Annotated in this window: 21 protein-coding genes; 12 read left to right on the plus strand and 9 right to left on the minus strand. The window is 71.2% G+C overall.

All coding sequences use genetic code 11. The annotated features are described in order from the left end of the window. Nucleotides 1-25: 25 nt before the first annotated feature. Nucleotides 26-838 (plus strand): HAD family hydrolase, encoded by an 813-nt coding sequence (locus ACQPZX_RS49360; protein WP_433372384.1) that lies wholly within the window; start codon nt 26-28, stop codon nt 836-838. Further along, a complete protein-coding gene (locus tag ACQPZX_RS49365; RefSeq protein WP_433372387.1) occupies nt 838-1635 on the plus strand; it encodes an HAD family hydrolase in 798 nt (265 codons plus the stop codon). The genes ACQPZX_RS49360 and ACQPZX_RS49365 overlap by 1 nt, the downstream gene beginning before the upstream one ends. On the opposite strand, the gene ACQPZX_RS49370 is transcribed toward ACQPZX_RS49365, so the two are convergent. Next, the gene (locus ACQPZX_RS49370; RefSeq protein ID WP_433372389.1) at nt 1632-2213 is read right to left on the minus strand and encodes a bacterial proteasome activator family protein; all 582 of its coding nucleotides are present in this window, start codon (nt 2211-2213) and stop codon (nt 1632-1634) included. The two genes, ACQPZX_RS49365 and ACQPZX_RS49370, sit on opposite strands and share 4 nt — an antisense overlap. Nucleotides 2214-2238: 25 nt before the next feature. Then, on the minus strand, nt 2239-3060 hold the full coding sequence (gene ddaH / locus ACQPZX_RS49375; RefSeq protein ID WP_433372392.1) for a dimethylargininase: 822 nt from the start codon (nt 3058-3060) through the stop codon (nt 2239-2241). A 67-nt stretch (nt 3061-3127) separates the two neighbouring features. On the opposite strand from ddaH, the gene ACQPZX_RS49380 reads away from it, so the two are divergent. After that, a complete protein-coding gene (locus ACQPZX_RS49380) occupies nt 3128-3586 on the plus strand; it encodes an Lrp/AsnC family transcriptional regulator (protein WP_433372395.1) in 459 nt (152 codons plus the stop codon). Nucleotides 3587-3648: 62 nt separating this feature from the next. Beyond that, nucleotides 3649-5439 carry a beta-propeller domain-containing protein gene (locus ACQPZX_RS49385; protein WP_433372397.1) on the plus strand — a complete coding sequence of 597 codons (1791 nt, stop codon included), beginning with the start codon at nt 3649-3651 and terminating at the stop codon, nt 5437-5439. Here the strand turns inward: ACQPZX_RS49385 and ACQPZX_RS49390 are convergent. From ACQPZX_RS49390 to mobA, 3 genes are read right to left on the minus strand one after another with little or no spacing between them, the layout of a single operon-like run. After that, nucleotides 5436-6515, minus strand: coding sequence for a T3SS (YopN, CesT) and YbjN peptide-binding chaperone 1 (locus tag ACQPZX_RS49390; protein ID WP_433372400.1), 1080 nt, complete (start codon nt 6513-6515; stop codon nt 5436-5438). The genes ACQPZX_RS49385 and ACQPZX_RS49390 overlap by 4 nt on opposite strands. 37 nt (nt 6516-6552) lie before the next feature. Then, complete coding sequence (locus tag ACQPZX_RS49395) at nt 6553-6813, minus strand: DUF6457 domain-containing protein (RefSeq protein ID WP_433372402.1); 261 nt, start codon at nt 6811-6813, stop codon at nt 6553-6555. Further along, nucleotides 6810-7361, minus strand: a complete 552-nt coding sequence (gene mobA, locus ACQPZX_RS49400) for a molybdenum cofactor guanylyltransferase (protein ID WP_433386006.1) — start codon at nt 7359-7361, stop codon at nt 6810-6812. Before mobA ends, ACQPZX_RS49395 begins: the two co-directional genes overlap by 4 nt. A 158-nt stretch (nt 7362-7519) precedes the next feature. Here mobA and fdhD point away from each other — a divergent pair, with 158 nt between their 5' ends. Further along, nucleotides 7520-8344: a formate dehydrogenase accessory sulfurtransferase FdhD gene (gene fdhD / locus ACQPZX_RS49405; RefSeq protein WP_433372405.1), complete on the plus strand. Its 825-nt coding sequence runs from the start codon at nt 7520-7522 to the stop codon at nt 8342-8344. A 22-nt stretch (nt 8345-8366) separates the two neighbouring features. Here fdhD and ACQPZX_RS49410 read toward each other — a convergent pair whose 3' ends face one another. After that, nucleotides 8367-9392, minus strand: a complete 1026-nt coding sequence (locus ACQPZX_RS49410; RefSeq protein ID WP_433372408.1) for a DUF4192 domain-containing protein — start codon at nt 9390-9392, stop codon at nt 8367-8369. A gap of 99 nt (nt 9393-9491) precedes the next feature. After that, nucleotides 9492-9995 carry a GNAT family N-acetyltransferase gene (locus tag ACQPZX_RS49415; protein ID WP_433372410.1) on the minus strand — a complete coding sequence of 168 codons (504 nt, stop codon included), beginning with the start codon at nt 9993-9995 and terminating at the stop codon, nt 9492-9494. A gap of 56 nt (nt 9996-10051) precedes the next feature. Here ACQPZX_RS49415 and ACQPZX_RS49420 point away from each other — a divergent pair, with 56 nt between their 5' ends. Further along, complete coding sequence (locus tag ACQPZX_RS49420; protein ID WP_433372413.1) at nt 10052-10933, plus strand: fructosamine kinase family protein; 882 nt, start codon at nt 10052-10054, stop codon at nt 10931-10933. 656 nt (nt 10934-11589) lie between these two features. On the opposite strand, the gene ACQPZX_RS49425 is transcribed toward ACQPZX_RS49420, so the two are convergent. Continuing rightward, nucleotides 11590-12342: a class I SAM-dependent methyltransferase gene (locus ACQPZX_RS49425; RefSeq protein ID WP_433372416.1), complete on the minus strand. Its 753-nt coding sequence runs from the start codon at nt 12340-12342 to the stop codon at nt 11590-11592. 152 nt (nt 12343-12494) lie between these two features. On the opposite strand from ACQPZX_RS49425, the gene moaA reads away from it, so the two are divergent. The 4 genes from moaA to ACQPZX_RS49445 all read left to right on the plus strand — a co-directional run bounded on the left by moaA (nt 12495) and on the right by ACQPZX_RS49445 (nt 18190). Next, nucleotides 12495-13502, plus strand: a complete 1008-nt coding sequence (gene moaA / locus ACQPZX_RS49430) for a GTP 3',8-cyclase MoaA (RefSeq protein WP_433372419.1) — start codon at nt 12495-12497, stop codon at nt 13500-13502. 1 nt (nt 13503) lies between these two features. Further along, nucleotides 13504-13746 (plus strand): MoaD/ThiS family protein, encoded by a 243-nt coding sequence (locus ACQPZX_RS49435; RefSeq protein ID WP_433372421.1) that lies wholly within the window; start codon nt 13504-13506, stop codon nt 13744-13746. Nucleotides 13747-13762: 16 nt separating this feature from the next. After that, complete coding sequence (locus ACQPZX_RS49440) at nt 13763-14920, plus strand: metallophosphoesterase (protein WP_433372424.1); 1158 nt, start codon at nt 13763-13765, stop codon at nt 14918-14920. 81 nt (nt 14921-15001) lie between these two features. Beyond that, nucleotides 15002-18190 (plus strand): UvrD-helicase domain-containing protein, encoded by a 3189-nt coding sequence (locus ACQPZX_RS49445; RefSeq protein ID WP_433372427.1) that lies wholly within the window; start codon nt 15002-15004, stop codon nt 18188-18190. Here ACQPZX_RS49445 and ACQPZX_RS49450 read toward each other — a convergent pair. Further along, nucleotides 18177-18857: a prepilin peptidase gene (locus tag ACQPZX_RS49450; RefSeq protein WP_433372430.1), complete on the minus strand. Its 681-nt coding sequence runs from the start codon at nt 18855-18857 to the stop codon at nt 18177-18179. The two genes, ACQPZX_RS49445 and ACQPZX_RS49450, sit on opposite strands and share 14 nt — an antisense overlap. Nucleotides 18858-18994: 137 nt before the next feature. On the opposite strand from ACQPZX_RS49450, the gene ACQPZX_RS49455 reads away from it, so the two are divergent. Together ACQPZX_RS49455 and ACQPZX_RS49460 are read left to right on the plus strand one after the other, a co-directional pair. Continuing rightward, nucleotides 18995-19621, plus strand: a complete 627-nt coding sequence (locus ACQPZX_RS49455) for an LppU/SCO3897 family protein (protein WP_433372433.1) — start codon at nt 18995-18997, stop codon at nt 19619-19621. Nucleotides 19622-19721: 100 nt separating this feature from the next. Continuing rightward, a complete protein-coding gene (locus ACQPZX_RS49460; RefSeq protein ID WP_433372436.1) occupies nt 19722-20927 on the plus strand; it encodes an AAA family ATPase in 1206 nt (401 codons plus the stop codon). Nucleotides 20928-20943 lie beyond the last annotated feature (16 nt).

The following is a 20943-nucleotide window of genomic DNA, read 5'->3' on the forward strand; positions in this document are numbered from 1 at the left end:
GTCAGCCCCACCCTCGGAGGTATCGATGGTCAAGCCTGGACTGCCCAAGCTGATCGCGACGGATCTCGACGGCACCCTCGTCCGCAGCGACGACACGGTGTCCGCGTACACCCACGAGGTCCTCGATCGGGTCCGGGCCGCCGGCATCCGGATCGTGGGCGCCACCGGGCGCGGCCCGCGCCTGACGTCGCTCACGCGTAACGACATCCGGGTCGCCGACTTCCTCGTCCTCGCCCAGGGTGGCTGGGTCCTCGACCAGGCCGAGTCGTCCTACCTGCTGCAGTCGCGGCTGCCCGGCCCGATGCTCGCCGACGCGCTGACCCGCCTCGAGGCCGAAGTGGGCCGCCTGTCGGTGATGGTCGAGGCGCTCGAGCACGACGACGCGCCGCTGTGGGGCGACTACGACCCCACCTGGCGCTACCCGGTGGTCGTCGAGCGGCGCCCCCGCGCCGCGTGCCTCACCGGCGACGTGATCAAGGCGTTCGCCCGCTCGTTCGACTACCACGTCGACGAGTTGCTCGAGGTGGCCCGCCGGATCGTCCCGGCCGACGTGGCATCGGTCACCCAGGCCGGCCTGAACTACGTGGAGATCTGCCCGGCGAATGTGAACAAAGGCACCGGCCTCGCGGTGGTCGCCGAGTCGGTCGGCGTCGACCCGCAGGACGTGCTGGTCTTCGGCGACATGCCCAATGACCTGCCGATGTTCGCCTGGGCCGGGTGGGGCCGGGTGGCCGTGGCCAACGCACACCCGCAGCTGCTGGCGGTCGCCGACGAGGTGACGCTCACCAACGACGAGGACGGGGTGGCGGTGTACCTCGACAAGTTACTGTCGAGGTGATGCCTCCCTATCGCCTTGTCGCCAGCGACATCGACGGCACGCTGATCCGTGAAGACGGGACGCTCAGCCGGCGCACTCTCGACGTCATCCACGCCCTTCCCGTGCCGCTCGTGCTCGTGACCGGGCGACCGGTGCGCTGGCTCCGGCAGCTCTACGACCAGATGCCGGAGCCGGTCCCGGCGGTCTGCGCCAACGGCGCCGTCGTCTACGACCCGGACACCGACGAGATCCTGCGGGCCGATCCGCTCTCGATCGACCTGCTGCTCGACGTGAGCAAGCGGCTCCGCGAGGCGGTGCCCGACATCGCGCTGGCCGTGGAGGTCGAGGACGGCCGGAAGTTCTGGTACGAGGAGACCTGGCCGGTCCGCTGGGAGGCGGACAACGACAACGTCCGCGTGCTCGCCACCCCGGAGGAGCTGACCTCCGCGCCGGCGGTGAAGCTGCTGGCCCGCTCGGCCAACCACGAGCCGGGCCCGTTCTTCGAGCTGATCAGTCAAACCCTGGCCGGGGTGGCCGAGACGACCCACTCGTCGAAGAGCGCGCTCGTGGAGATCTCGGCGACCGGCGTGACCAAGGCGGCCGGGCTGGCCTGGCTCTGCGAGCGGCAGGGCATCCAGGCGAGCGAGGTGATCGCCTTCGGCGACATGCCGAACGACATCCCGCTGCTCACCTGGGCCGGGCACTCGGTGGCGATGGGCAACGCCCACCCCGCCGTTCGCGAGGTGGCCGACGAGATCGGCCGCACGAACGACGAGGACGGGGTGGCCATCTACCTGCAGGAAGTCTTCGGGCTCTAGAGGTATTGCCCGGTGCGGCCCTCGGGGCCGCCCTGGCCCTGGCCCGGCTGGCCGGGCAGGCTCTGGCCGAAGCCGCCGGGGCCCATCGGCAGCGCGGGCCGGCCGCCGCCGCCACGCATTTGCTCGAGCTGGAGCCGGGCCGCCATCTGCTGGGCGACCAGCGCCGCCTGGATGCCGTGGAACAGGCCCTCGAGCCAGCCGACCAGCTGGGCCTGGGCGATGCGCAGCTCGGACTCGCTCGGCGGGGCGTCGCCCTCGAACGGCAGCGACAGCCGCTCCAGCTCCTCGCGCAGCTCGGGGGCGAGGCCGTCCTCGAGCTCGACGATCGACCGCTGGTGGATCTCGCGAAGCCGGCCGCGGCTCGCCTCGTCGAGGGGAGCGGCCCGCACCTCCTCGAGGAGCTGCTTGATCATGCTGCCGATCCGCATGACCTTGGCCGGCTGCTCGATCAGGTTGCCCGGTTCCTCGGGGGTCAGCGAACCGTCGGGCTCGACCGTGCCCATCGGACGCCCGTCGGGCCCGACCACGATGACGGAGCCGTCCTGCTCGTTCTCCGGGTTGCGATTGTCGTCGGTCATGCGGTCCATCTTCCCGCACGGGCCGTCAAGCGCGTAGCTCGGCCACCGCGCACTTGACGCTGCCGCCACCACGCTTGAGCTCGGTGAGCTCCACGTGCACCGGTGTATATCCCGCGGCACGTACCTTTTCGCCCATGGCGAGGGCCTCGGTGTTGAGAATCACGTGCCGGCCGTCGCTGACCAGGTTGAGACCGAAGGCCTCGGCGTCGGCCCGGTCGGCGATCACCGCGTCGGGGAAGAGCTGAGCGAGCACCCGCCGCGCGGAGGGCGAGAACGCCTCCGGGTAGTACGTGATGTTGTGGTCGTCGAGCGCGGCCAGCGCCGTGTCGAGGTGGTAGAAGGCCGGATCGACCAGGCGGAGCGAGACGACCGGGCGGCCGAGGACCTCCTGGGCCTCGGCGTGTGCCGACGGCTCGGTGCGAAAGCCGTAGCCGGCCAGGATCAGGCCGCCGTGCGCGCCGGGCAGGTAGGCGAAGTCGCCCTCGCCCTCGTTGACGTGCTCCGGGTCGGCGAACTGCCAGCTCCGGTAGAAGCCACGGTGGGCGACGGCCTCGGCGGCGCGCTGGGGGTAGCGGAAGCGGGCGCCGTAGACGCGGCCGTCGACCGAGAAGGCGCCGTTGGCCGCGTAGACCATGTCGGGCAAGCCCACGACCGGGTCGAGCAGGTGCACGGTGTGTCCGAGGTCGATCAGGGTGGTGCGCAGCAGCTCCCACTGCTTCACCGCGAGCGCCGCGTCGACCGGGACAGTGGTGTCCATCCACGGGTTGATGGCGTACTCGACAGTGAAGTGCTCCGGGGGACACATCAGATATGTCCTGACTCGCGGCATGCGCTCCGTGTCGCTCATGAGGTAGAGCGTAGGTAGGCTTCGGTGCACGAAACAGCAAGAAATCTTGTGTGTTGGAGGTGAATCGTTGCAGATGGACGCGGTTGACCAGCGAATCGTTGCGCTACTGGTGGCCGATGCTCGCGCGTCGTACGCGGAGATCGGGTCAAAGGTGGCGTTGTCCGCGCCCGCGGTGAAGCGACGCGTCGATCGCCTTCGATCGAGCGGGATCATCAAGGGATTCACCGCCGTGATCGACCCGGCCGCCGTCGGCTGGACCACCGAGGCGTTCGTCGAGCTGTACTGCACCGGCCGCACCACGCCGGCCCAGATCACGGTGGCGACCCGGCGGCACCCCGAGGTGGTGGGGGCGTACACGGTCTCGGGAGAGGCCGACGCCCTCGTGCACCTGCGGGCGGCCGACATCGCACACCTCGAGCAGGCGCTCGAACGGCTGCGCGCCGAGCCGTTCGTGACCTCGACGCGCAGCATGATCGTGTTGTCCCGGCTGGTCGAGACCCCGACGGTGGTCCCGGCGCCGACATAGGGAACCGGCTCGCGAAAGGCGCCGTCCAACCGCACATGCGCCGTCGTCTCTGGCTCTGCGTCATGTTCTCCGTGCTGCCGCTCGCCGGCTGCACCTCCGCCACGGAAAAGCCCACGACTCCACCCGTCGAGAAACCCGTGGCGGCTCCGCCCTTCAAGCTCGTCGCCTTCGACTCCTGCGCTCAGCTGCTCAAGGAGCTGCGGGCCGCGACGTTGCGCGGGCTCACCCCGTACGGTCTGCACAACGCCGTGCCCGAGGCGGCGGCGGCCCGGAGCATGGCCGGCGGCGCCGCGGATGTCGCGGCCCCGCCCGCCGCCGCGGCGCCGAAGTACTCCGGAACCAACGTGCACGAGCAGGGCGCCGACGAGCCGGACATCGTGAAGACCGACGGACGCCGGATCGTCACGATCACCGGTGGCACGCTGCACGTGATCGACGCCGCCAGCCGCCGCGAGACCGGCCGGCTCGCGCTCGGCGTCGAGGGCGGCGCCCAGCTGCTGCTCTCCGGCGATCGCGCGCTGGTGCTGGGCTACGGCGCGGTGTCGATGGCGGCGACGACGCGGATGGCGCCCAAGTACCCGTCCATCGGCGCCGGGGTGGTTCTCGTCGACCTGTCGGGCCCGCCGAGGATCATCAGCCGGTACCGCGGCGACGGGCGGATGGTCGACGCGCGGCAGACCGGCAGCGTGGCACGGGTCGTGCTGAGCAGCGCGACCAAGCTCGACTTCCCGTACATCGACGGCGACGACAAGAGCCGGCTCCAGCTGAACAAGCAGGTGGTGAACCGGGCGAAGGTCGACGCGTGGCTGCCGTCGTGGGAGGTCACCACCGGCGGCACCACGACCGAGGGGCAGGTCGACTGCGGCGCGGTCAGCCGGCCGGACTCGTTCACGGGCTCCGCGATGCTGACCGTGCTCACCTTCGACCTCGCGGCGCCGGCGCTGACCGACGGAAGCCCGGTCTCGGTCGTGGCCGACGGCGACATCGTCTACGGCACGCCGAGCAGCCTCTACATCGCGAACGACCAGCGCTGGCGGATCGAGGCGTTCGGCGAGAAGAACCCCCCGGACACCGAGATCTTCAAGTTCGCGCTGCCGGCGGCGGGCAAGCCGGTGTTCGAGGCGAGCGGCGCGGTGCCGGGCCGGCTGCTCAACCAGTACTCGATGTCCGAATGGGACGGCCGCCTGCGGGTGGCGACGACCGACCTGGCCGAGCGGGAGTCCGCGGTGCGGGTGCTCGAACAGCGCGGCGGGAAGCTCGACGAGATCGGCAAGGTGGAAGGGCTCGGCAAGGGCGAGCGGATCTACGCCGTACGTTTCATCGGGGACCGCGGTTACGTGGTGACCTTCCGGCAGGTCGATCCGCTGTACACCCTCGACCTCTCCGAGCCGTCCCGGCCGGCGGTCACCGGCGAGCTCAAGATCACGGGCTATTCGGCGCACCTGCAGCCGGTCGGGGAGGATCTCGTGGTCGGCGTGGGCCAGGAGGCCAGTGCTCAAGGCGTACGAGAAGGACTCTTGATCTCGCTCTTCGACGTCAAGAACCCGGCCGACCCGAGGCGACTCGCCCAGCACGTGGTGGCCGACTCCACATCGGAGGCCGAGTTCGACCCGCACGCGCTGCTGTGGTGGCCCGAAACGGAGCTCCTGGTGGTGCCGGTCAGCGGCAACGCCAACGGCGCCGTGGCCGTGCACGTGCGGAACCGGACGATCCAACCGGCCGGAAACCTCGCCGGCGAGCCGATCCGCCGATCGCTGGTGATCGGGGATCAGCTCTGGACGCTCGGCGACTCCGGCCTCGGGGTGGCGAACCTGTCCACCTTGGAGCGGATCGGGTGGCTATCTCTCAACTAGAGATACATGCCGGTGCGGTGATCGTCGGTGTCCTGCTTGGCCGGCGTCGGCTTGTCGCCCTCGCCGAAGAAGCGCTTGCCGCCGAACTCACCGTGCAGCCGGTCGTCGAGCTCGTCCGCGAGGCCGGTCATCACCTGCACGGCGAGCATGAGGTGGGTGGCCTGGAAGTTGCGGCCGAAGACCGGGATCGACGCCCAGACCGTGTCCTTCGCGCAGTAGAGGCGGCCGATCGGCATGCGGTTGGTCAGCTCCGAGAGCTTCACGTACAGCTCCTCGGTCGGCTCGACCTCGGTGAGTATCGGCGAGAAGACGTCAACCAGCGGGGGATTCTCCCGAACCCGGACGAACACCATCGCCGAGCCGGCCCGGATGCCGATGTCGCCGTCGGTGTCGACCTGCAGCTGGTCGACCTCGGTCTTGGTCATGGTGGCGACCACGGTGCGCACGCGCTCCTCGAGCGGCACGTCCTCGGCGGCCGAGGCCAGCGCGGCCGTCAGCTCGCCGTCGGCGTCGAGGTCGTCGAGATCGTCCAGGTCGAGGCCCGGCTCGTGACGAGCCGTGGCCAGCGGCGCGGTCTCGATCGGCTCGTCCTCCTCGTCGTGCACGAGGTAGACCAGGAAGGCGGGGTGCGGCGCGCCGTAGACGTCGCGCAGCGTGCGGGAGACGACGGTGGCCAGGCTGTTGGCCTTGTCCTGGCTGGAACGCAGGCCGAACGAGTCGCCGGAGCCGGCCAGCACGCCGGGCGGCGACCAGCCGAGCGCCACCAGGTCGGCGACCGCGGCGCGATCCATCCTGTACCCCTCGGGGAGGCCGGCGTTGCCGACCGCGAGCGCCTCGACCACGCCGTCGGGCAGCACCCGGATGCTCACCGAGTAGACCGCCATGCCGGTGCCCGACGCGGTCGGGTCGAGCGTCAGGTCGATGTGCGCGCCCGGCGTGAGCGTGGGCAGCAGTTTGGCCAGGGCGCCGGCGAACTCCCGCCAGGCCTCGGTCACCTTGGCCCGCAGGTCAGCCGTGGTCGGCTCGTCGAGCAGGATGTTGTCGTTCGACTCGCCCGCGGCGCTGGTTGCCGTCATGATCGCACCTCCGTCCCCGTCACCCTATCGAGCTTCGTCAGGGCGCCGGTGTCGGCCACGACAACGCGAGCTCACTGAGACGATCGGCTACATCCGCGGGGTCCGCTCCGCGGCCCACGGCCACCCCCATGAGGTACGCCGAGACCGGCGCGCCCGGCCTGACCACGCCCCGGGCCACGTCGCGGGCGAGATCGAGGACGGCGTTGGTGGGCACCTCGGCGGGGTCCAGGCCCAGCTCGCGGCCGGCCGCCTCGACCCAGGCCTTGAGCAGGTCGTCGTCAGTCTGCTTCTCGCTCATCGGGCCCACTCCTCGGCCGCGCGCAGGTCGTCGTCGGTGTCGCAGTCGAACCACGGCGGCGGGCCCGGGCGGCGCCAGGACACCTCGGCCACCCGCAGGAAGTCCATCAGCTCGCGGACCGACGCGCCGCGCAGGTCGCCACGCCGCTCCTCGAGGCGATCGACCGCCTCGCGCAACGCCTTGGTGCGCCACACCCCGCACAGCATCTGCCGGCGGCCCTCGGCGTCGCGATAGACCGCGCCCTGCATCGGCGCGGACTCGGCCGTCAGCCGCAGCACGTCGATCGCCTCGCCGGTCAGCAGCGGCAGGTCGGCGGCGAGCAGCGCGGTAAAGGTCACGTCGTCCGGCACGAGCGCGAGCCCGGCCGAGGTTGCCGCCACCGGACCGCCACCGGGCGGCTCCTCACGGGTCGAGTGCACGGGCACCGGCAGATCGGGCGGCACCGGGCCGACCACGATGCGCGGATCGGCGTCATGCACCGCGGCCAGCACACGGGTCAGCATGGACTGACCACCGACGGGCAGCGTCGGCTTGTCCGCGCCGCCCATCCGCCGTGCCGCACCACCGGCCAGCACCACCGCCGCAAACCCTCCCACGTACGTACCGTATCCCGACCGCGTGTCGAGCGTGACCGCGCGCTCACTTCACGGACGCAGATCACTATCGGCCGTGGGCCGTTTCCTGGTCGCGGGCATACGCTTCCGTCATGGCGCGCACCACCACCCGGCGACCGGTCCTGAAGATCAACCTCGCGGCGGGGGAGCCCCGGCGGCGGCCGGACGAGCTGGCGGCCGAGGAGCCGCTGGAGATCCGGGTGCGCAGGCAGCCCCTCGCGGTGACCATGCGCACGCCCGGGCACGACATCGACCTCGCCATGGGCTTCCTGCTCAGCGAGGGGATCATCACGTCGGCCGGCGACGTGGTGACCGCCCAGCTGTGCGCGGGAACGGACACACCCAACACCTACAACGTGGTCGACGTGGTGCTCGGCGAGTCGGTGCCGCCGCCGGTGACCGATCCGACCCGCAACTTCTACACGACCAGCTCCTGCGGGGTGTGCGGCAAGGCGAGCATCGACGCCGTGCGCACCCGATCGGCGTTCGACGTGGCGGGTGACCCCCTTTCGGTGCCGGCTCGCGTGCTCGCCGAGCTGCCGGACCGGTTGCGGGCCGCGCAGCGCACCTTCGACCGCACCGGCGGTCTGCACGCGGCCGGGCTCTTCACGGCGGACGGCGAGCTGGTGGTGCTGCGGGAGGACGTCGGGCGGCACAACGCCGTCGACAAGGTGATCGGGTGGGCCGCGCGTGCGGGCCGGCTCCCGCTGGCCGGGCATGTGCTTCTGGTTTCGGGCCGGGCGAGCTTCGAGCTGGCGCAGAAGGCGTGGATGGCCGGCATCCCGATGCTCGCGGCCGTGTCGGCGCCGAGCACGCTCGCCGCCTCGCTCGCCGAGGAGGCCGGCATGACGCTCGTCGGCTTCCTCCGTGGCGAGACCATGAACGTCTACACCGCCGCCGAGCGCGTCACCGTCTGAGCATCCCGCCACCTCCGGTTCCTCACCTGGGCCGGCGGCGGGCTTTGTCACGACCCCGACCGGTGCCAGGTCTCTTGCTTGCGCCGGCGACATGCGGCCTCAGCACGAGCTTCACCAGCGGACGCGGCCGGATCCCCGCCGCCAGCAGCCGATCGAGCGTCCCCGCCAGCCGATGGGCGACGTCCTCCCGCAGGGCCCGATCCACCGCGACCCGCGCCAGCGACCCGTCCCCGGCCTGCCAGGCCGCGAACGCGAGCAGGCACGCCGGCCCCGCCGAGAGCGACGGATCCACCCAGCGGGTCACCTCGGTCCACAGCCGAAGGCGCCACGGCTCCGGACCCGACCGGTCGATCGCATAGTCGAGCACCACCTGGTTGACCAGCAGCACGCCCAGCCAGGCGACCTGATCGGAGCCGAGCGCACGCCCCGCCCGGGCCGTCTTCTCCGCCTGCCGCACGGCCTCCCGCCCGGCACGCCGCATCCACAGCCCCGACCGCCCTGCCTCCAGATCGCCGGCCGCCAGATCGGTGGCCCGCGACCGGGCCCGCCCGGTGGCCGCCACCATCTGCTCGCGGGCCTCACCCCCGACCGACGCCACCTTGGCCACCAGCGCCCGCCGGTCGGGCAGGGCCACCATGCCCTGGTAGACCGCCTCGGCGGCCAGCCCGGGCGCGCACGGTGTCCCGTCGGCCGGCCCGCCGAGATAGGACCACCATCGCCCGTCCGCCACCCGGACCACGTCGGCGATCCGCACGCCGGCCACGCGCAACGAATACCCGACCTGGAGCACCGCCGACGTGACCCGCTTCGGCGAGCCGTACCCGAGGAGCATCACCCGCTGGACACCCTGCCGGGCGATCAGCACGGCCTCCTCGTCGAAGTCGACGGGCCCCGGCGGCGGCAGGTCGTAGCGCACGGCGAAGTCGACAGTGCCATCGACCATGCCGAGCACGACGAAGCTCTCGGTGGGATGGAACCCCAGCAGGTAGGGCGCCACGGCGACGGCCTCGGCCGGGGAGGATGCGGTGATCGAGCAGTGCTGGTTCATGCCCGAGATGGTGGCCGCGCCGGCGCTCGGCGCGAGTGCCAATTCGCCCGCCTGTGGATGAAGCCCGGTTATCCACAGGCGGCGGAAAACTTGCCCGATCTAGGAACGGAACTGCATATCGTGCAGCTCCAACCCGTCCTCCTGCCATTCGTGCGGGTTCCGCTCCAGATCGAGGGTGAGCTCAATGGACGACACCACGTCATACCCCGCCGCGTGCAGGCTGCGGATGGCGTCCACGTTGCGCGAGGCCGGCGAGACCGTCAGCGCGGTCATGTTCCGCTTGCGCGCCTCCGTCGCCACGTGCCGCAGCAGCTTGCGCCCGACCCCCTTGTGCCGATGAGAGATCGTCACGACGATCGGCTCGACGACGCCGGTCCGCCCCCGGATGGTCAGACCCACCAGCCCGATCACCCCGTCGTCGGCATGGTCGGCGACCCACAGCCCGCAGAGATCGAGCCGAGTCAGGTATTCCTCAAAGCCTTCGCCGGCGTCTTCGGTGGGCTCGCCGTACATCCGGTTGTGCTGGTTGGTGAGGTCGGCCCACAGTCGACGACCCGCGGAGTGGTCACTCGGACGGTACGAACGCACTGTGACAGGGCTCATGCCGACATTTTGACTCCGATTCCGGACGTCCGTAAGCCGAAGTGGAAGATAAGCCCGTGGACCAGGCGTACTTACGCGCGCACCCCGAGCATCTCCCGACATTTCTCACCCACCAGCGCATCCGCGAGACTCCGGTGGGCGGCGGCAGCGTCTCCACGGCGAGCCGGCTCACGCTCGACGACGGCACCTCGCTCTTCGCCAAGACCTGGCCCGCCGGCGATCCCCCCGCCGGATTCTTCGAGGCCGAGGCCGCCGGCCTGCGATGGCTCGCGGAGGCCGGAGCACCCGTCCCCGAGCTCTTCGTCGCCCTCCCCCAGCTGCTCGCCACCGCCTGGATCGACCACGGCGACCCCACCCCCGAGTCCGCCGACCGCCTCGGCCGCGACCTGGCCGCCCTCCACCGCACCGGCGCACCCTCCTTCGGCGCGCCGTGGCCCGGCTTCATCGGCCCGCTCCCGCTCGACAACACCGAGTCCGCCGGCCCGTGGCCCTCATGGTTCGCGACCTACCGCCTGCTCCCCTACCTCAGACTCTCCGTCGACCGAGCCGCCCTGAGCTTCGCCGACGCCGCACTGCTCGACGACGTCCTGACCGCGCTGACCCGATACCGCGACCCCGAGCCCCCGAGCCGCACCCACGGCGACCTGTGGCCCGGCAACATCCTGTGGTCCTCCACCCACGCCTACCTCATAGACCCGGCCGCCCAGGGCGCCCACCGCGAAACAGACCTCGCCGAGCTGACGCTTTTCGGCGGCGCCCCGCACCTGGACCGCATCCTGGCCGCCTACGACGAGGCCTATCCCCTCGCCGACGGGTGGCGCGCCCGAGTCCCGCTGCACCAGCTGCACCTGCTGCTGGTCCACACCGCCGCCTTCGGCGCCGCCTATCGAAACGCGGTGGTCACGGCCGCCGAGGCAGCACTGCGAGCGATTACCTGAGACCCCCATAACGTACGAGGAAAGAGGCCCCCAACCACACAAGCCCCGAACCCGCCGCCGCGCCCCAGCTACTGCAACACAAGGCCGTCCGCGACCGACCGGCCCAGCGCCCCAAAGGGCAAAGGCCACCCGCGCCGAGCACGCCACCCGACGCCGACCGCCCGACGCCTCCCGCCCGACGCCTCCCGCCTCCCGACGCCCGCCGGTTGCCGGTCGCCGGTCGCCGGTCGCCGGTCGCCGGTTGCCGGTCGCCGGTCGCCGGTCGCCGGTCGCCGGTCGCCGGTCGCCGGTGAGCTTGGGCCGACGTCCAGCAGGCGCGGTCCCACCCGACGCAGGTCGCGCGGGGTAGCCGCCCCTGCGCGTCGCCGCTCAGCTCGCGCGTCCCACCACCGCGGGCTTAGTGCGTCGCGGCCGGCCGGATCTCGCGCAACCCGCACGTCGCCGCCCAGCGTGGGCCGCCACCCAGCGGACGTGACCAGCGGGGCCGCCGCCCAGCGGGGCCGCCGCCCAGCGGGCCGCCGCCCAGCGGGCCGACGCCCAGCGGGCCGACGCCCAGTGGGGCGACGCCCAGTGGGGCTGGGTCGCGGCGGGGCTGGGTCGCGGCGGAGTTGGGGCACGGCGGAGTTGGGGCACGGCGACGAAGTGGGGTTGGGTGGTCAAGAAGGCTTGTGGGCCTCGATGAGGAAGCGCTGGGAATGGGCTACGAACGGGCCCGTCGATTCGATCTGGGTGTGCAGGGCCTCGAGCCGGTCGCGGTAGGCGTCGACCGTGAAGTTCGGCACCGTCCAGATGACTTTTCGCAGGAAGACGATTACGGCCGCCACGTCGAAGAACTCGATGCGGAGGGCCTCACTGCGGAGGTCAGCCACGGTCAGGCCGGCGTTCGTGGCCTCGCGGCGGGCGCGTTCCGGGTCGCGGGCGTCGCCGACCTGCTGCGGGCCCATCATGAAGTCGATGAGTTCTCGGAGCGATCCGGCGCCCACCTGCTGCGACAGATAGGTGCCGCCCGGGGCCAGCACCCGCGCGATCTCGGACCAGTGGACCGTCACCGGATGGCGGCTGACGACCAGGTCGAACGAGCCGTCGGGGAACGGCAGGTCGTCGTCCTCGCCGGCCTCGACGACGCGCCCGCCCAACGGCGCCAGGCGCTTGCGAGCCAGCTCGGCATTCGGCGGCCAGCCCTCGGTGGCGACCAGTTTCTGCGGGGCGCGCCGCATCGAGGCCAGCACCTCGCCACCGCCGGTCTGGAGGTCGAGCGCCCGGCCGACCTGTGCCATCCGGTCGCCCATCAGACGGGCATAACCCCAGGACGGCCGCTCCTCGGTGGCCCGGCCCGCGAACCAGGAGAAGTCCCAGCCCTCCACCGGGACCGACAGTCCCTCCGCCACGAGCTCTTCGAATGTCGCCATGCCCGAACCCTCCCAATGCCGCCCATGACGATCAACCCAATTCCGCCCGAAGTCCCGTGAGCAAAAACGCTTGCGGCGACTCGGAGCGGGAACGGATAGATTCGTGAGGTGGCAGATGTGACGAGGTTGGACTCGGCGGCGGGGAGTCGCTGGTGACTGGGCTCGTTGACCGATTTGGGCGGGTGGCGACCGATCTTCGGGTCTCCCTCACCGATCGATGCAATCTGCGGTGCAGCTACTGCATGCCCGCCGAGGGGCTGGCCTGGCTGCCCCGGGAGGAGCAGCTCACCGATGACGAGGTGGGCCAGCTCATCCGGATCGGGGTGGAGGATCTCGGGATCCGTGAGGTGCGGTTCACGGGCGGGGAGCCGCTGCTGCGTCGGGGACTGCTCGGGATCGTGGAGGCGGCGGCGCGGCTGACGCCCCGGCCCTCGTTGATGCTGACGACCAACGGGATAGGGCTCGAAAAGGTCGCGGGCGCGCTCAAGGAGGCGGGCCTCGATCGGATCAACGTCTCGCTGGACACGCTCGACGCGGAGCGGTTCAAGGCGCTGACCCGGCGGGATCGGCTGGACGACGTGCTACGCGGGCTGGAGTCGGCGGCCGCGGCGGGCCTGACGCCGGTGAAGATCAACACAGTGCTGATGCGGGGGATCAACGAGGACGAGGCGCCGCAGCTGATGAAGTTCGCGCTGACCTATGGGTATCAGCTGCGGTTCATCGAGCAGATGCCGCTCGACGCTCAGCACCAGTGGGACAGGCACACGATGGTGACCGCCGACGAGATCCTGGCGGCGCTGGAGCCCTTCGGCCTGCGGCCCGACCCTGTTTCACGTGGAACAGCGCCGGCCGAGACCTGGCTGGTTCCGGGGCACGTCGACGCCGCCGGAGAGCCGGCCCGGGTCGGGGTCATCGGCAGCGTGACCAGGCCGTTCTGCGGCGACTGCGACCGCACCCGGCTGACGGCGGACGGCCAGATCCGGAACTGTCTGTTCGCCACCGAGGAGAGCGACCTCCGGAAGCTGCTGCGCTCGGGCGGATCGGATGCGGAGATCGCGGAGGCGTGGCGCGTGGCGATGAGAGGCAAGCGGGCGGGCCACGGGATAGACGATCCGAGCTTCCTGCAGCCGGCGCGGCCGATGTCGGCGATCGGGGGCTGACGTGATCACCGTGCGCTATTTCGCGGGAGCGCGTGCCGCGGTGGGCGGGGTGTCCGCCGAGCCGGCCGACGCGGCGTCGATCGAGGAGCTGATCCAGCTGCTCGCCGACCGTCACGGCGAGCGGCTGGGGCTGGTGCTGAAGTCGGCGAGCTTCCTGGTCGACGGTCTCGCCTGCCATGATCGCCAGGGACCGCTTCCGGCCGGAGTGACGGTCGACGTGCTGCCGCCGTTCGCGGGCGGCTGAGCCGCGAGGAGACGGCTTGCTGGTCTTCGTAGGGCTGATCTTCGTCGTGATCGGCCTGATTCATTTCTATCTGTGGAAGAGGCTCGCCCGGGATCCGCTCCGGCCGGGCAAGGCGCGGCGAGCGGGCGCGATCGTCGCCGTTGTCCTAGCGCTGCTCGTGCCGGCCACGCTGATCGGCACGCGGACGGGACACGCGGAGTGGCTCGCCTGGCCGGGTTACCTCTGGCTGGCGCTGATGTTCTATCTGCTCGTGACGCTGGCGGTCCTGGAGATCCCACGAGCGGGCGTCCGCCTGTGGTGGCGGTCCACGGAAAAAGAAGCGCCCAAGGCCGAAGAGCCCCCAGTCAGAGAAGGCATCGAGCGGCGACTGCTCCTGGCCCGCGGAACCGCGATCTTCGCGGGCCTCACTGCCGCAAGCATCACCGGGTACGGCGTCAGGACGGCCCTCGGCGCACCCCGGCTCGACCGCTGGAGCATGCCGATGGCGAAGCTCCCGCGGGCGATGGACGGCACCCGCTTGGCCGTGGTCTCCGACATCCACCTCGGCCCGCTCACCGGCACCCGGCACGTGGGCCGGATCGTCGAGCTGATCAATTCGGTGCAAGCGGACATGGTGTGCGTCGTCGGAGATCTGGTTGACGGGACGGTGGCGGAGCTGGGGCGGTTCGCGACACCGCTCGCCGACATCGAGTCGCGGTATGGGGCGTATTTCGTGACCGGGAACCACGAGTACTACTCGGGGTACGAGCCCTGGATCGAGGAGGTCACGCGGCTGGGCCTGCGGCCGCTGCGCAACGAGCGGGTCGAGATCAACGGCCTCGACCTGGCCGGCGTCAACGACCTCGGCGGCGCCCAGTACGACGACGGTCCCGACTTCGCCAAGGCGCTCGGCGACCGCGACCCCTTACGACCCGTCGTCCTGATGGCGCACCAGCCCGCCGCGGCGCGCGACGCTGCCCCGTTCGGGGTCGATCTGCAAGTTTCCGGGCACACGCACGGCGGTCAGATGGCACCCTTCAACCTGCTGGTCAAGCTGGAGCAGCCGGTGGTGTCCGGCTACGGGGACGTGGACGGCGTGCCGGTCTACGTGACCAACGGCGCCGGGTTCTGGGGCCCGCCGGTACGGGTGGGCGCGCCGCCGCAAGTGACAGTCGTCGAATTGCGGGCGGTGTGAAAAACCAGGCATCAAGATCCGTAAGTTTGTCAGCGCGTGGCGATTGGTCGTGGAACCGGAGGGCATGACAGGATGCAGCGCGTGCCCTCGGACAACGCAGGGTCCTCGGTCGCCGCGGACACATACGTCGCGGATCTGCACATCCACTCCCGGTTCTCGCGCGCCTGCAGCCGCGACCTGACGCTGCCCAACCTGGCCTGGTGGGCCCGCCGCAAGGGCATCGCGCTGCTGGGCACCGGCGACTTCACCCACCCGGCGTGGTTCGACCACTTGCGCGAGAGCCTGGTGGAAGACGATGCCGGCCTCTTCAGATACCGGGACGAGGAAGAGGTCACACAGCGCCTGCCGGGCTCGCTCCAGTCCGCGAAAAAAGCGAAGTTCATGCTCAGCGTCGAGATCTCGACGATCTACAAGCGCGACGACCGCACCCGCAAGGTGCACCACCTCATCTACATGCCGGACTTCGCGGCGGCGACGAGGTTCAACACCGCGCTGGGGCGCATCGGCAACCTCACCGCCGACGGCCGGCCCATCCTCGGGCTCGACTCCCGCGATCTACTGGAGATCACCCTCGAGGCCGGCGGATACCTGATCCCCGCGCACATCTGGACGCCGTGGTTCTCGGCGCTCGGCTCGAAGTCGGGCTTCGACGCGATCGCCGACTGCTACGCCGACCTCGCCGACCATGTCACCGCCGTCGAGACCGGCCTCTCCTCCGACCCGGAGATGAACTGGCGGGTGTCCAGCCTGGACAGATACCGCCTGGTCTCGAACTCGGACGCCCACTCGCCGGCCGCCCTGGCCCGGGAGGCGACCCTGTTCACCGGCGAACCGGACTACGAGGCCGTCAAGAGCGGCGCCACGATCAAGGGCACCCTCGAGTTCTTCCCGGAAGAGGGCAAGTACCACGCCGACGGCCACCGGGCCTGCGGGGTCAACTGGGAGCCGCAGCGCACCCGGGAGGCCGGCGGGCGCTGCCCCGAGTGCGGCAAGCCGCTGACCGTGGGCGTCCTGAGCCGGGTCGAGGATCTCGCCGACCGGCCGGTCGGCCACCACCGGGACGGCCACGTCGAGCACCTCATCCAGCTGCACGAGATCCTCGGCGAGATCAACGGGGTCGGCCCGAAGTCGAAGACGGTGGAGGCGCAGCTCAACCACCTGGTCGCGACGCTCGGCGCCGAGCTGGACATCCTCCGCAAGATCCCGCTCGACGAGATCGGGCAGGCCGGCGGCGACGAGCTCGAGGAGGCGATCGGCCGGCTGCGCCGCGGCGAGGTCCGCCGCATCCCCGGCTACGACGGCGAGTACGGCGTCATCACCCTCTTCGAGCCGGGGGAGCTGCGCAACAAGGCGTCGGCCCCGCAGACCGAGGCGCTCTTCGACCTCGCGATGTTCGACGTCCCTCAGCAGCGCCGGCCGGAAAAGGCAGTCAAGAAGCCGCTCAAATCGCCCAAAGACACGAAAAATCCGGCGGGAGGAGCGGGCGGAGCCGCCGGGCCGGCGGCGTGGCCCCCGCCCGCCCCACCGCTGGCCACCCCACCCAGCCCGCACGAGCCGTTCGAGCCGATGCTGGCCGGCATGGAAGAGGTAGGCACCGGCCTCCTCGACCGCCTCGACGCCATGCAGCGCGTGGCGGCCAGCGCCCCCGGCGGACCCCTCCTCATCGTCGCGGGCCCGGGAACAGGGAAAACCCGGACCCTTACGCACCGGATCGCCTACCTCTGCGCCGAGCTGGGCGTCTTCCCCCACCGCTGCCTCGCCATCACCTTCACCCGGCGCGCCGCCTCGGAGCTGAAGGAGCGCCTGGACGCCCTCCTGGGCGACGGCGCCGAGGACATCACGGTCGGCACCTTCCACTCGGTGGGCCTGGCCATCCTCAAGGAGAACGCCAAGGCGGCCGGCCTCGGCCCGAGTTGGCGCATCGCCGAGGAAGCCGAGCAGAAGGCCGCCCGCGAGCAGGCCGGCGACGACGACCTCGCGTACAAGAAACTGCTCCGCCAGCAGGACCTGGTCGACCTCGACGATCTGATCAAGCTGCCCGTCGACCTGCTGAGCGACGAGCCGTCGCTGACCGAGAAGTACCGCAGGCAATGGCAGTGGATCTTCGTGGACGAGTACCAGGACGTCGACGAGGTCCAGTACGAGCTGCTGCGCCTGCTCAGCCCGGCCGACGGCAACCTCTGCGCGATCGGCGACCCCGACCAGGCGATCTACTCGTTCCGCGGCGCCGACGTGAAGTACTTCCTGCGCTTCAACGAGGACTTCGTCGACGCCCGGCTGGTCCGCCTGACCCGCAACTACCGCTCGAGCGCCCCGATCCTCGCCGCCGCCGTCCAGGCCATCGCCCCGTCGACCCTGGTCAGCGGCCGCCGCCTCGATCCCGCCCGGCTGGACCCCGAGTCGCCGCTGGTCGGCCGCTACCCGGCCGGGAGCGTCGCCGACGAGGCCGACTTCGTGGTCCGCACGATCGACGAGCTGGTCGGCGGCCTATCGCACCGCTCGCTCGACTCGGGCCGCGTCGACTCCCGGTCGGCCCCCGTCGGCAACCTGTCCTTTTCGGACATCGCGGTGCTCTACCGCACCGACGCCCAGTCCGGCCCGATCGTCGAGGCGCTGTCCCGGGCCGGCGTCCCGGTGCAGAAGCGCTCGCACAACCGCCTCCGCGACCGCGCCGGCGTGCAGGTCATCGCCCGCGAGCTGCGGCACGCCGGCGGCCTCGGTGGCTCGCTCGCGGCCCGGGTCAAGCTGACGGCGCAGGTGCTGGCCCAGCGTTTCGCGGCGCCGACCCTGGACGCCGAGCAGCTCGCGCCCGAGGACATCTGGACCGCGGCCGACCTGCTCATGCCGCTGGCCCATCGGATGGGCGACGACTTCCCGGGCCTGCTCCAGGAGATCGAGACCGGCGCCGAGGTCGACGCGCTGGATCCGCGGGCCGAGGCGGTCAACCTGCTCACCCTGCACGCCGCCAAGGGCCTCGAGTTCCCGGTCGTCTTCCTGGTGGGCTGCGAGGACGGCCTGCTCCCGATGCGCTGGCCGGGCAGCAAGCCGGCGGACGACGAGATCGCCGAGGAGCGACGCCTGTTCTTCGTCGGCCTGACCCGCGCGCAGGACCGCCTCTACGTGAGCCACGCGGCGCGGCGGTTCCGGCACGGCAGCGAGCGCGAGCAGAGCCCGACGCCGTTCCTCGAGGCGATCGACTCGGGGCTGTTCGAGCGCCTGGGCGACACCGTCCCGGCCCGCCCGAAGGACCGCCAGCTCAGGCTGCTGTAAGCCCGATCAGCGCGCCGGCGAGCAGCGCCGGACCGAACGGCAGCACCCTCTTCCGCCGCGTGACCAGCACGAACAGCGCGACTGGTCCATTGATCAGGTGGGGCGCGAGCACGCCGGCGATCACCGCCGGCCAGCCGGCGAAACCCAGGACGAGGGCGAGCACCGCGGCGAGCTTCACGTCGCCGAGCCCAAGACCTCCGAGCAGAGCCATGATTCCGTACGCGGTGAGCACGGCACCCGCCGCCGCGAGCGCCGTCCCGATCCGCTCCGGCCTCAGCACGGCCAACGGCACTGCCGTCGCCGCGACGAGCCCCACCACGGGATCGGGCAGTCGCAGGCAGCGCAGGTCGATCACGGCAAGGAGCACCCCCGGGACGGCCGCCGGCAGATAGGCCGGGAGCAGCGGCGACTGCCCGATCACGACCGCCAATGCCCCGGCCGCCGCTGCTCCGGCGAGGACGATCCACGCGGAGCCGCCCGAGCAGGAACACGCCGCTCCGACCCGTACCCATCCTGGAAAGCCCGGGTTGAACGGCCGTGAGCAAACCGCGCAGTCGCGTCGAGGCTCGTCGGCGTAGCCGACAGCGAGACGGTGGGCGAGCCGGGGGAGAAAGGCTGCGGACGTGGCCCCGAAGGCGGCCGCGAAGATCACGAGGACTGGTGACACGACCGTGGACCGTATCGGTCGGCGGCACGCTCCGCGGGTCGTGTTGCCGACAACCGCGGCGATTCCGTGCGGGTTTGTGTCACCCCCGCACGCTACGGTGGCAGGCAGCGCAGACCGCATCGGGAGGAAAATCCCCCATGTCGCAGAACGGCCCCCATTCCGGCCCGCCATGGTCGCACGGGAGCTCCGACGAGTCCTATGGCGAACCGGCCGATCCCTGGGGTGATCAGGGTGCCGCCGTTCCGCCCGATCCGTCGTGGGGCGGGCAGTCGATTCCGCAGCAGCAGTCGTCGTACCACTCGTCGCTGTGGAGTCAGCCGACGCCGCCACCCTCGCCGCCGAAAAGGAACACGCCCATCGTCGCGCTCGTGGTGACGCTCGGCGTGCTGATCTGCGTGGGCCTCGGCACGACGGCGTGGCTGCTCAAGGAGCGGGCCGACCGGCCGGCGGCGTCACCGTCGCCGTCCGACGCGGCGACGAATCCGGGGCCGGTGCCGCTGGGCAGTGAGGACGCCCGGTTCAACGTGAAGCAGGGCGACTGCGTGGTCAACCAGGGCACCGATGAGCAGCCCGAGATGCGCGCGACCGCCTGCATCTCCGGCACGTATCAGGTGCTCAAGCGCGTCGACGGCAAGACGACGGGGGAGAAGGACGCCGAGGCCAAGTGCGCCAAGGTCCAGGGCTACACGAAGTGGTATTTCTACGACAGCCCCTTCGACGACCTCGACTTCGTGCTCTGCCTGAAGGAGCATAAGGCGCTCTAGAGTCTTCTAGGAATTTTCCAAGATTGGTGTAGAAGACACTCGCGAGGTTTTGCTAGCGGACTCTAGCTATTTCGCTAGATGACCCGATACGGTGCAATGCGTGGATCCGGTCCGGAATCCCTACGCCCCCGGCGCCGGCCAGCGCCCACCCGAGCTGGCCGGGCGCGGCCGCGAGCTCGACGCCTTCGACGTGGTGCTCGAGCGGGTCGCGCGCGGCCGCCCCGAGCGCAGCCTCGTCCTGACCGGCCTGCGCGGCGTCGGCAAGACCGTCCTGCTCAATACCCTGCGCTCGGCCGCCATCGGCCGGCTGTGGGGCACCGGCAAGATCGAGGCCCGTCCCGACCAGTCGCTGCGCCGCCCGGTCTCGGCCGCCCTGCACATGGCGATCCGCGAGCTCGCGCCCCACCACCGCGACCCCGACCGGGTCGACGAGGTGCTGGCCGTGCTCAAGGCGTTCGCGCTGCGGGTCAACGATCCGAACGGCAAGATCCGCGACCGCTGGTCCCCCGGCATCGACGTGCCGCCGGCCCGCGGACGCGCCGACTCCGGCGACATCGAGATCGACCTGGTCGAGCTGTTCACCGACGCGGCGTCGATCGCCACCGACGTCGGCACCGGCATCGCCCTGTTCATCGACGAGATGCAAGACCTCGGGCCGGCCGACGTCTCCGCGCTCTGCGCCGCCTGCCACGAGCTGTCGCAGCTCGGCGCGCCGCTGATCGTGGTCGGCGCGGGCCTGCCGCACCTGCCGGCCGTTTTGTCCGCGGCGAAGTCGTACTCGGAGCGCCTCTTCCGCTATCAGCGGATCGACCGACTCGACCGGGTCTCGGCCGACCTGGCGCTGAGCGCGCCCGCCGCCCGCGAGGAGGTGGAGTACGAGGCGAAGGCCCTGGACCTGCTCTACGAGAAGTCCGGCGGCTATCCGTATTTCGTGCAGGCCTACGGCAAGGCGACCTGGGATCACGCGCCGCAATCCCCGGTGACCGACGCCGACGTGCGGGTCGCCGCCCCCGAGGCCGAGGCCGAGCTCGCGGTCGGATTCTTCGGCTCCCGGTTCGAGCGGGCCACGCCGGCCGAGCGGGAGTACATGCGCGCCATGGCCGCGCTCTCCGGCGAGCCCGACAACGACATGGACGCCGCGGTGCCCACCGCCGAGATCGCCACCGCCCTCGGACGTAAGCCGGCCAGCCTCTCCCCGGCCCGCGATGCCCTGATCAAAAAGGGCCTGATCTACTCCGGCGAGCGCGGCACGGTCGCGTTCACGGTGCCGCACTTCGGCCGATACCTGCGCACCCAGCCGGTATGAGGCCCGCCCGGCGGGT

It is taken from the genome of Actinoplanes sp. CA-142083, assembly GCF_050942195.1.
GTDB lineage: Bacteria > Actinomycetota > Actinomycetes > Mycobacteriales > Micromonosporaceae > Actinoplanes.

Excerpts from the sequence above, each read along its gene's own strand:
- mobA (WP_433386006.1), bottom strand. The coding sequence starts at position 7,361 with ATGGGCGGCGCGGACAAGCCGACGCTGCCCGTCGGTGGTCAGTCCATG.
- ACQPZX_RS49370 (WP_433372389.1), bottom strand. The coding sequence starts at position 2,213 with ATGACCGACGACAATCGCAACCCGGAGAACGAGCAGGACGGCTCCGTC.
- ACQPZX_RS49390 (WP_433372400.1), bottom strand. The coding sequence starts at position 6,515 with ATGACGGCAACCAGCGCCGCGGGCGAGTCGAACGACAACATCCTGCTC.
- ACQPZX_RS49455 (WP_433372433.1), top strand. The coding sequence starts at position 18,995 with ATGTCGCAGAACGGCCCCCATTCCGGCCCGCCATGGTCGCACGGGAGC.
- ACQPZX_RS49395 (WP_433372402.1), bottom strand. The coding sequence starts at position 6,813 with ATGAGCGAGAAGCAGACTGACGACGACCTGCTCAAGGCCTGGGTCGAG.
- ACQPZX_RS49410 (WP_433372408.1), bottom strand. The coding sequence starts at position 9,392 with ATGAACCAGCACTGCTCGATCACCGCATCCTCCCCGGCCGAGGCCGTC.
- ACQPZX_RS49425 (WP_433372416.1), bottom strand. The coding sequence starts at position 12,342 with ATGGCGACATTCGAAGAGCTCGTGGCGGAGGGACTGTCGGTCCCGGTG.
- ACQPZX_RS49360 (WP_433372384.1), top strand. The coding sequence starts at position 26 with ATGGTCAAGCCTGGACTGCCCAAGCTGATCGCGACGGATCTCGACGGC.
- ddaH (WP_433372392.1), bottom strand. The coding sequence starts at position 3,060 with ATGAGCGACACGGAGCGCATGCCGCGAGTCAGGACATATCTGATGTGT.
- fdhD (WP_433372405.1), top strand. The coding sequence starts at position 7,520 with ATGGCGCGCACCACCACCCGGCGACCGGTCCTGAAGATCAACCTCGCG.
- ACQPZX_RS49365 (WP_433372387.1), top strand. The coding sequence starts at position 838 with ATGCCTCCCTATCGCCTTGTCGCCAGCGACATCGACGGCACGCTGATC.
- ACQPZX_RS49385 (WP_433372397.1), top strand. The coding sequence starts at position 3,649 with ATGTTCTCCGTGCTGCCGCTCGCCGGCTGCACCTCCGCCACGGAAAAG.
- ACQPZX_RS49415 (WP_433372410.1), bottom strand. The coding sequence starts at position 9,995 with ATGAGCCCTGTCACAGTGCGTTCGTACCGTCCGAGTGACCACTCCGCG.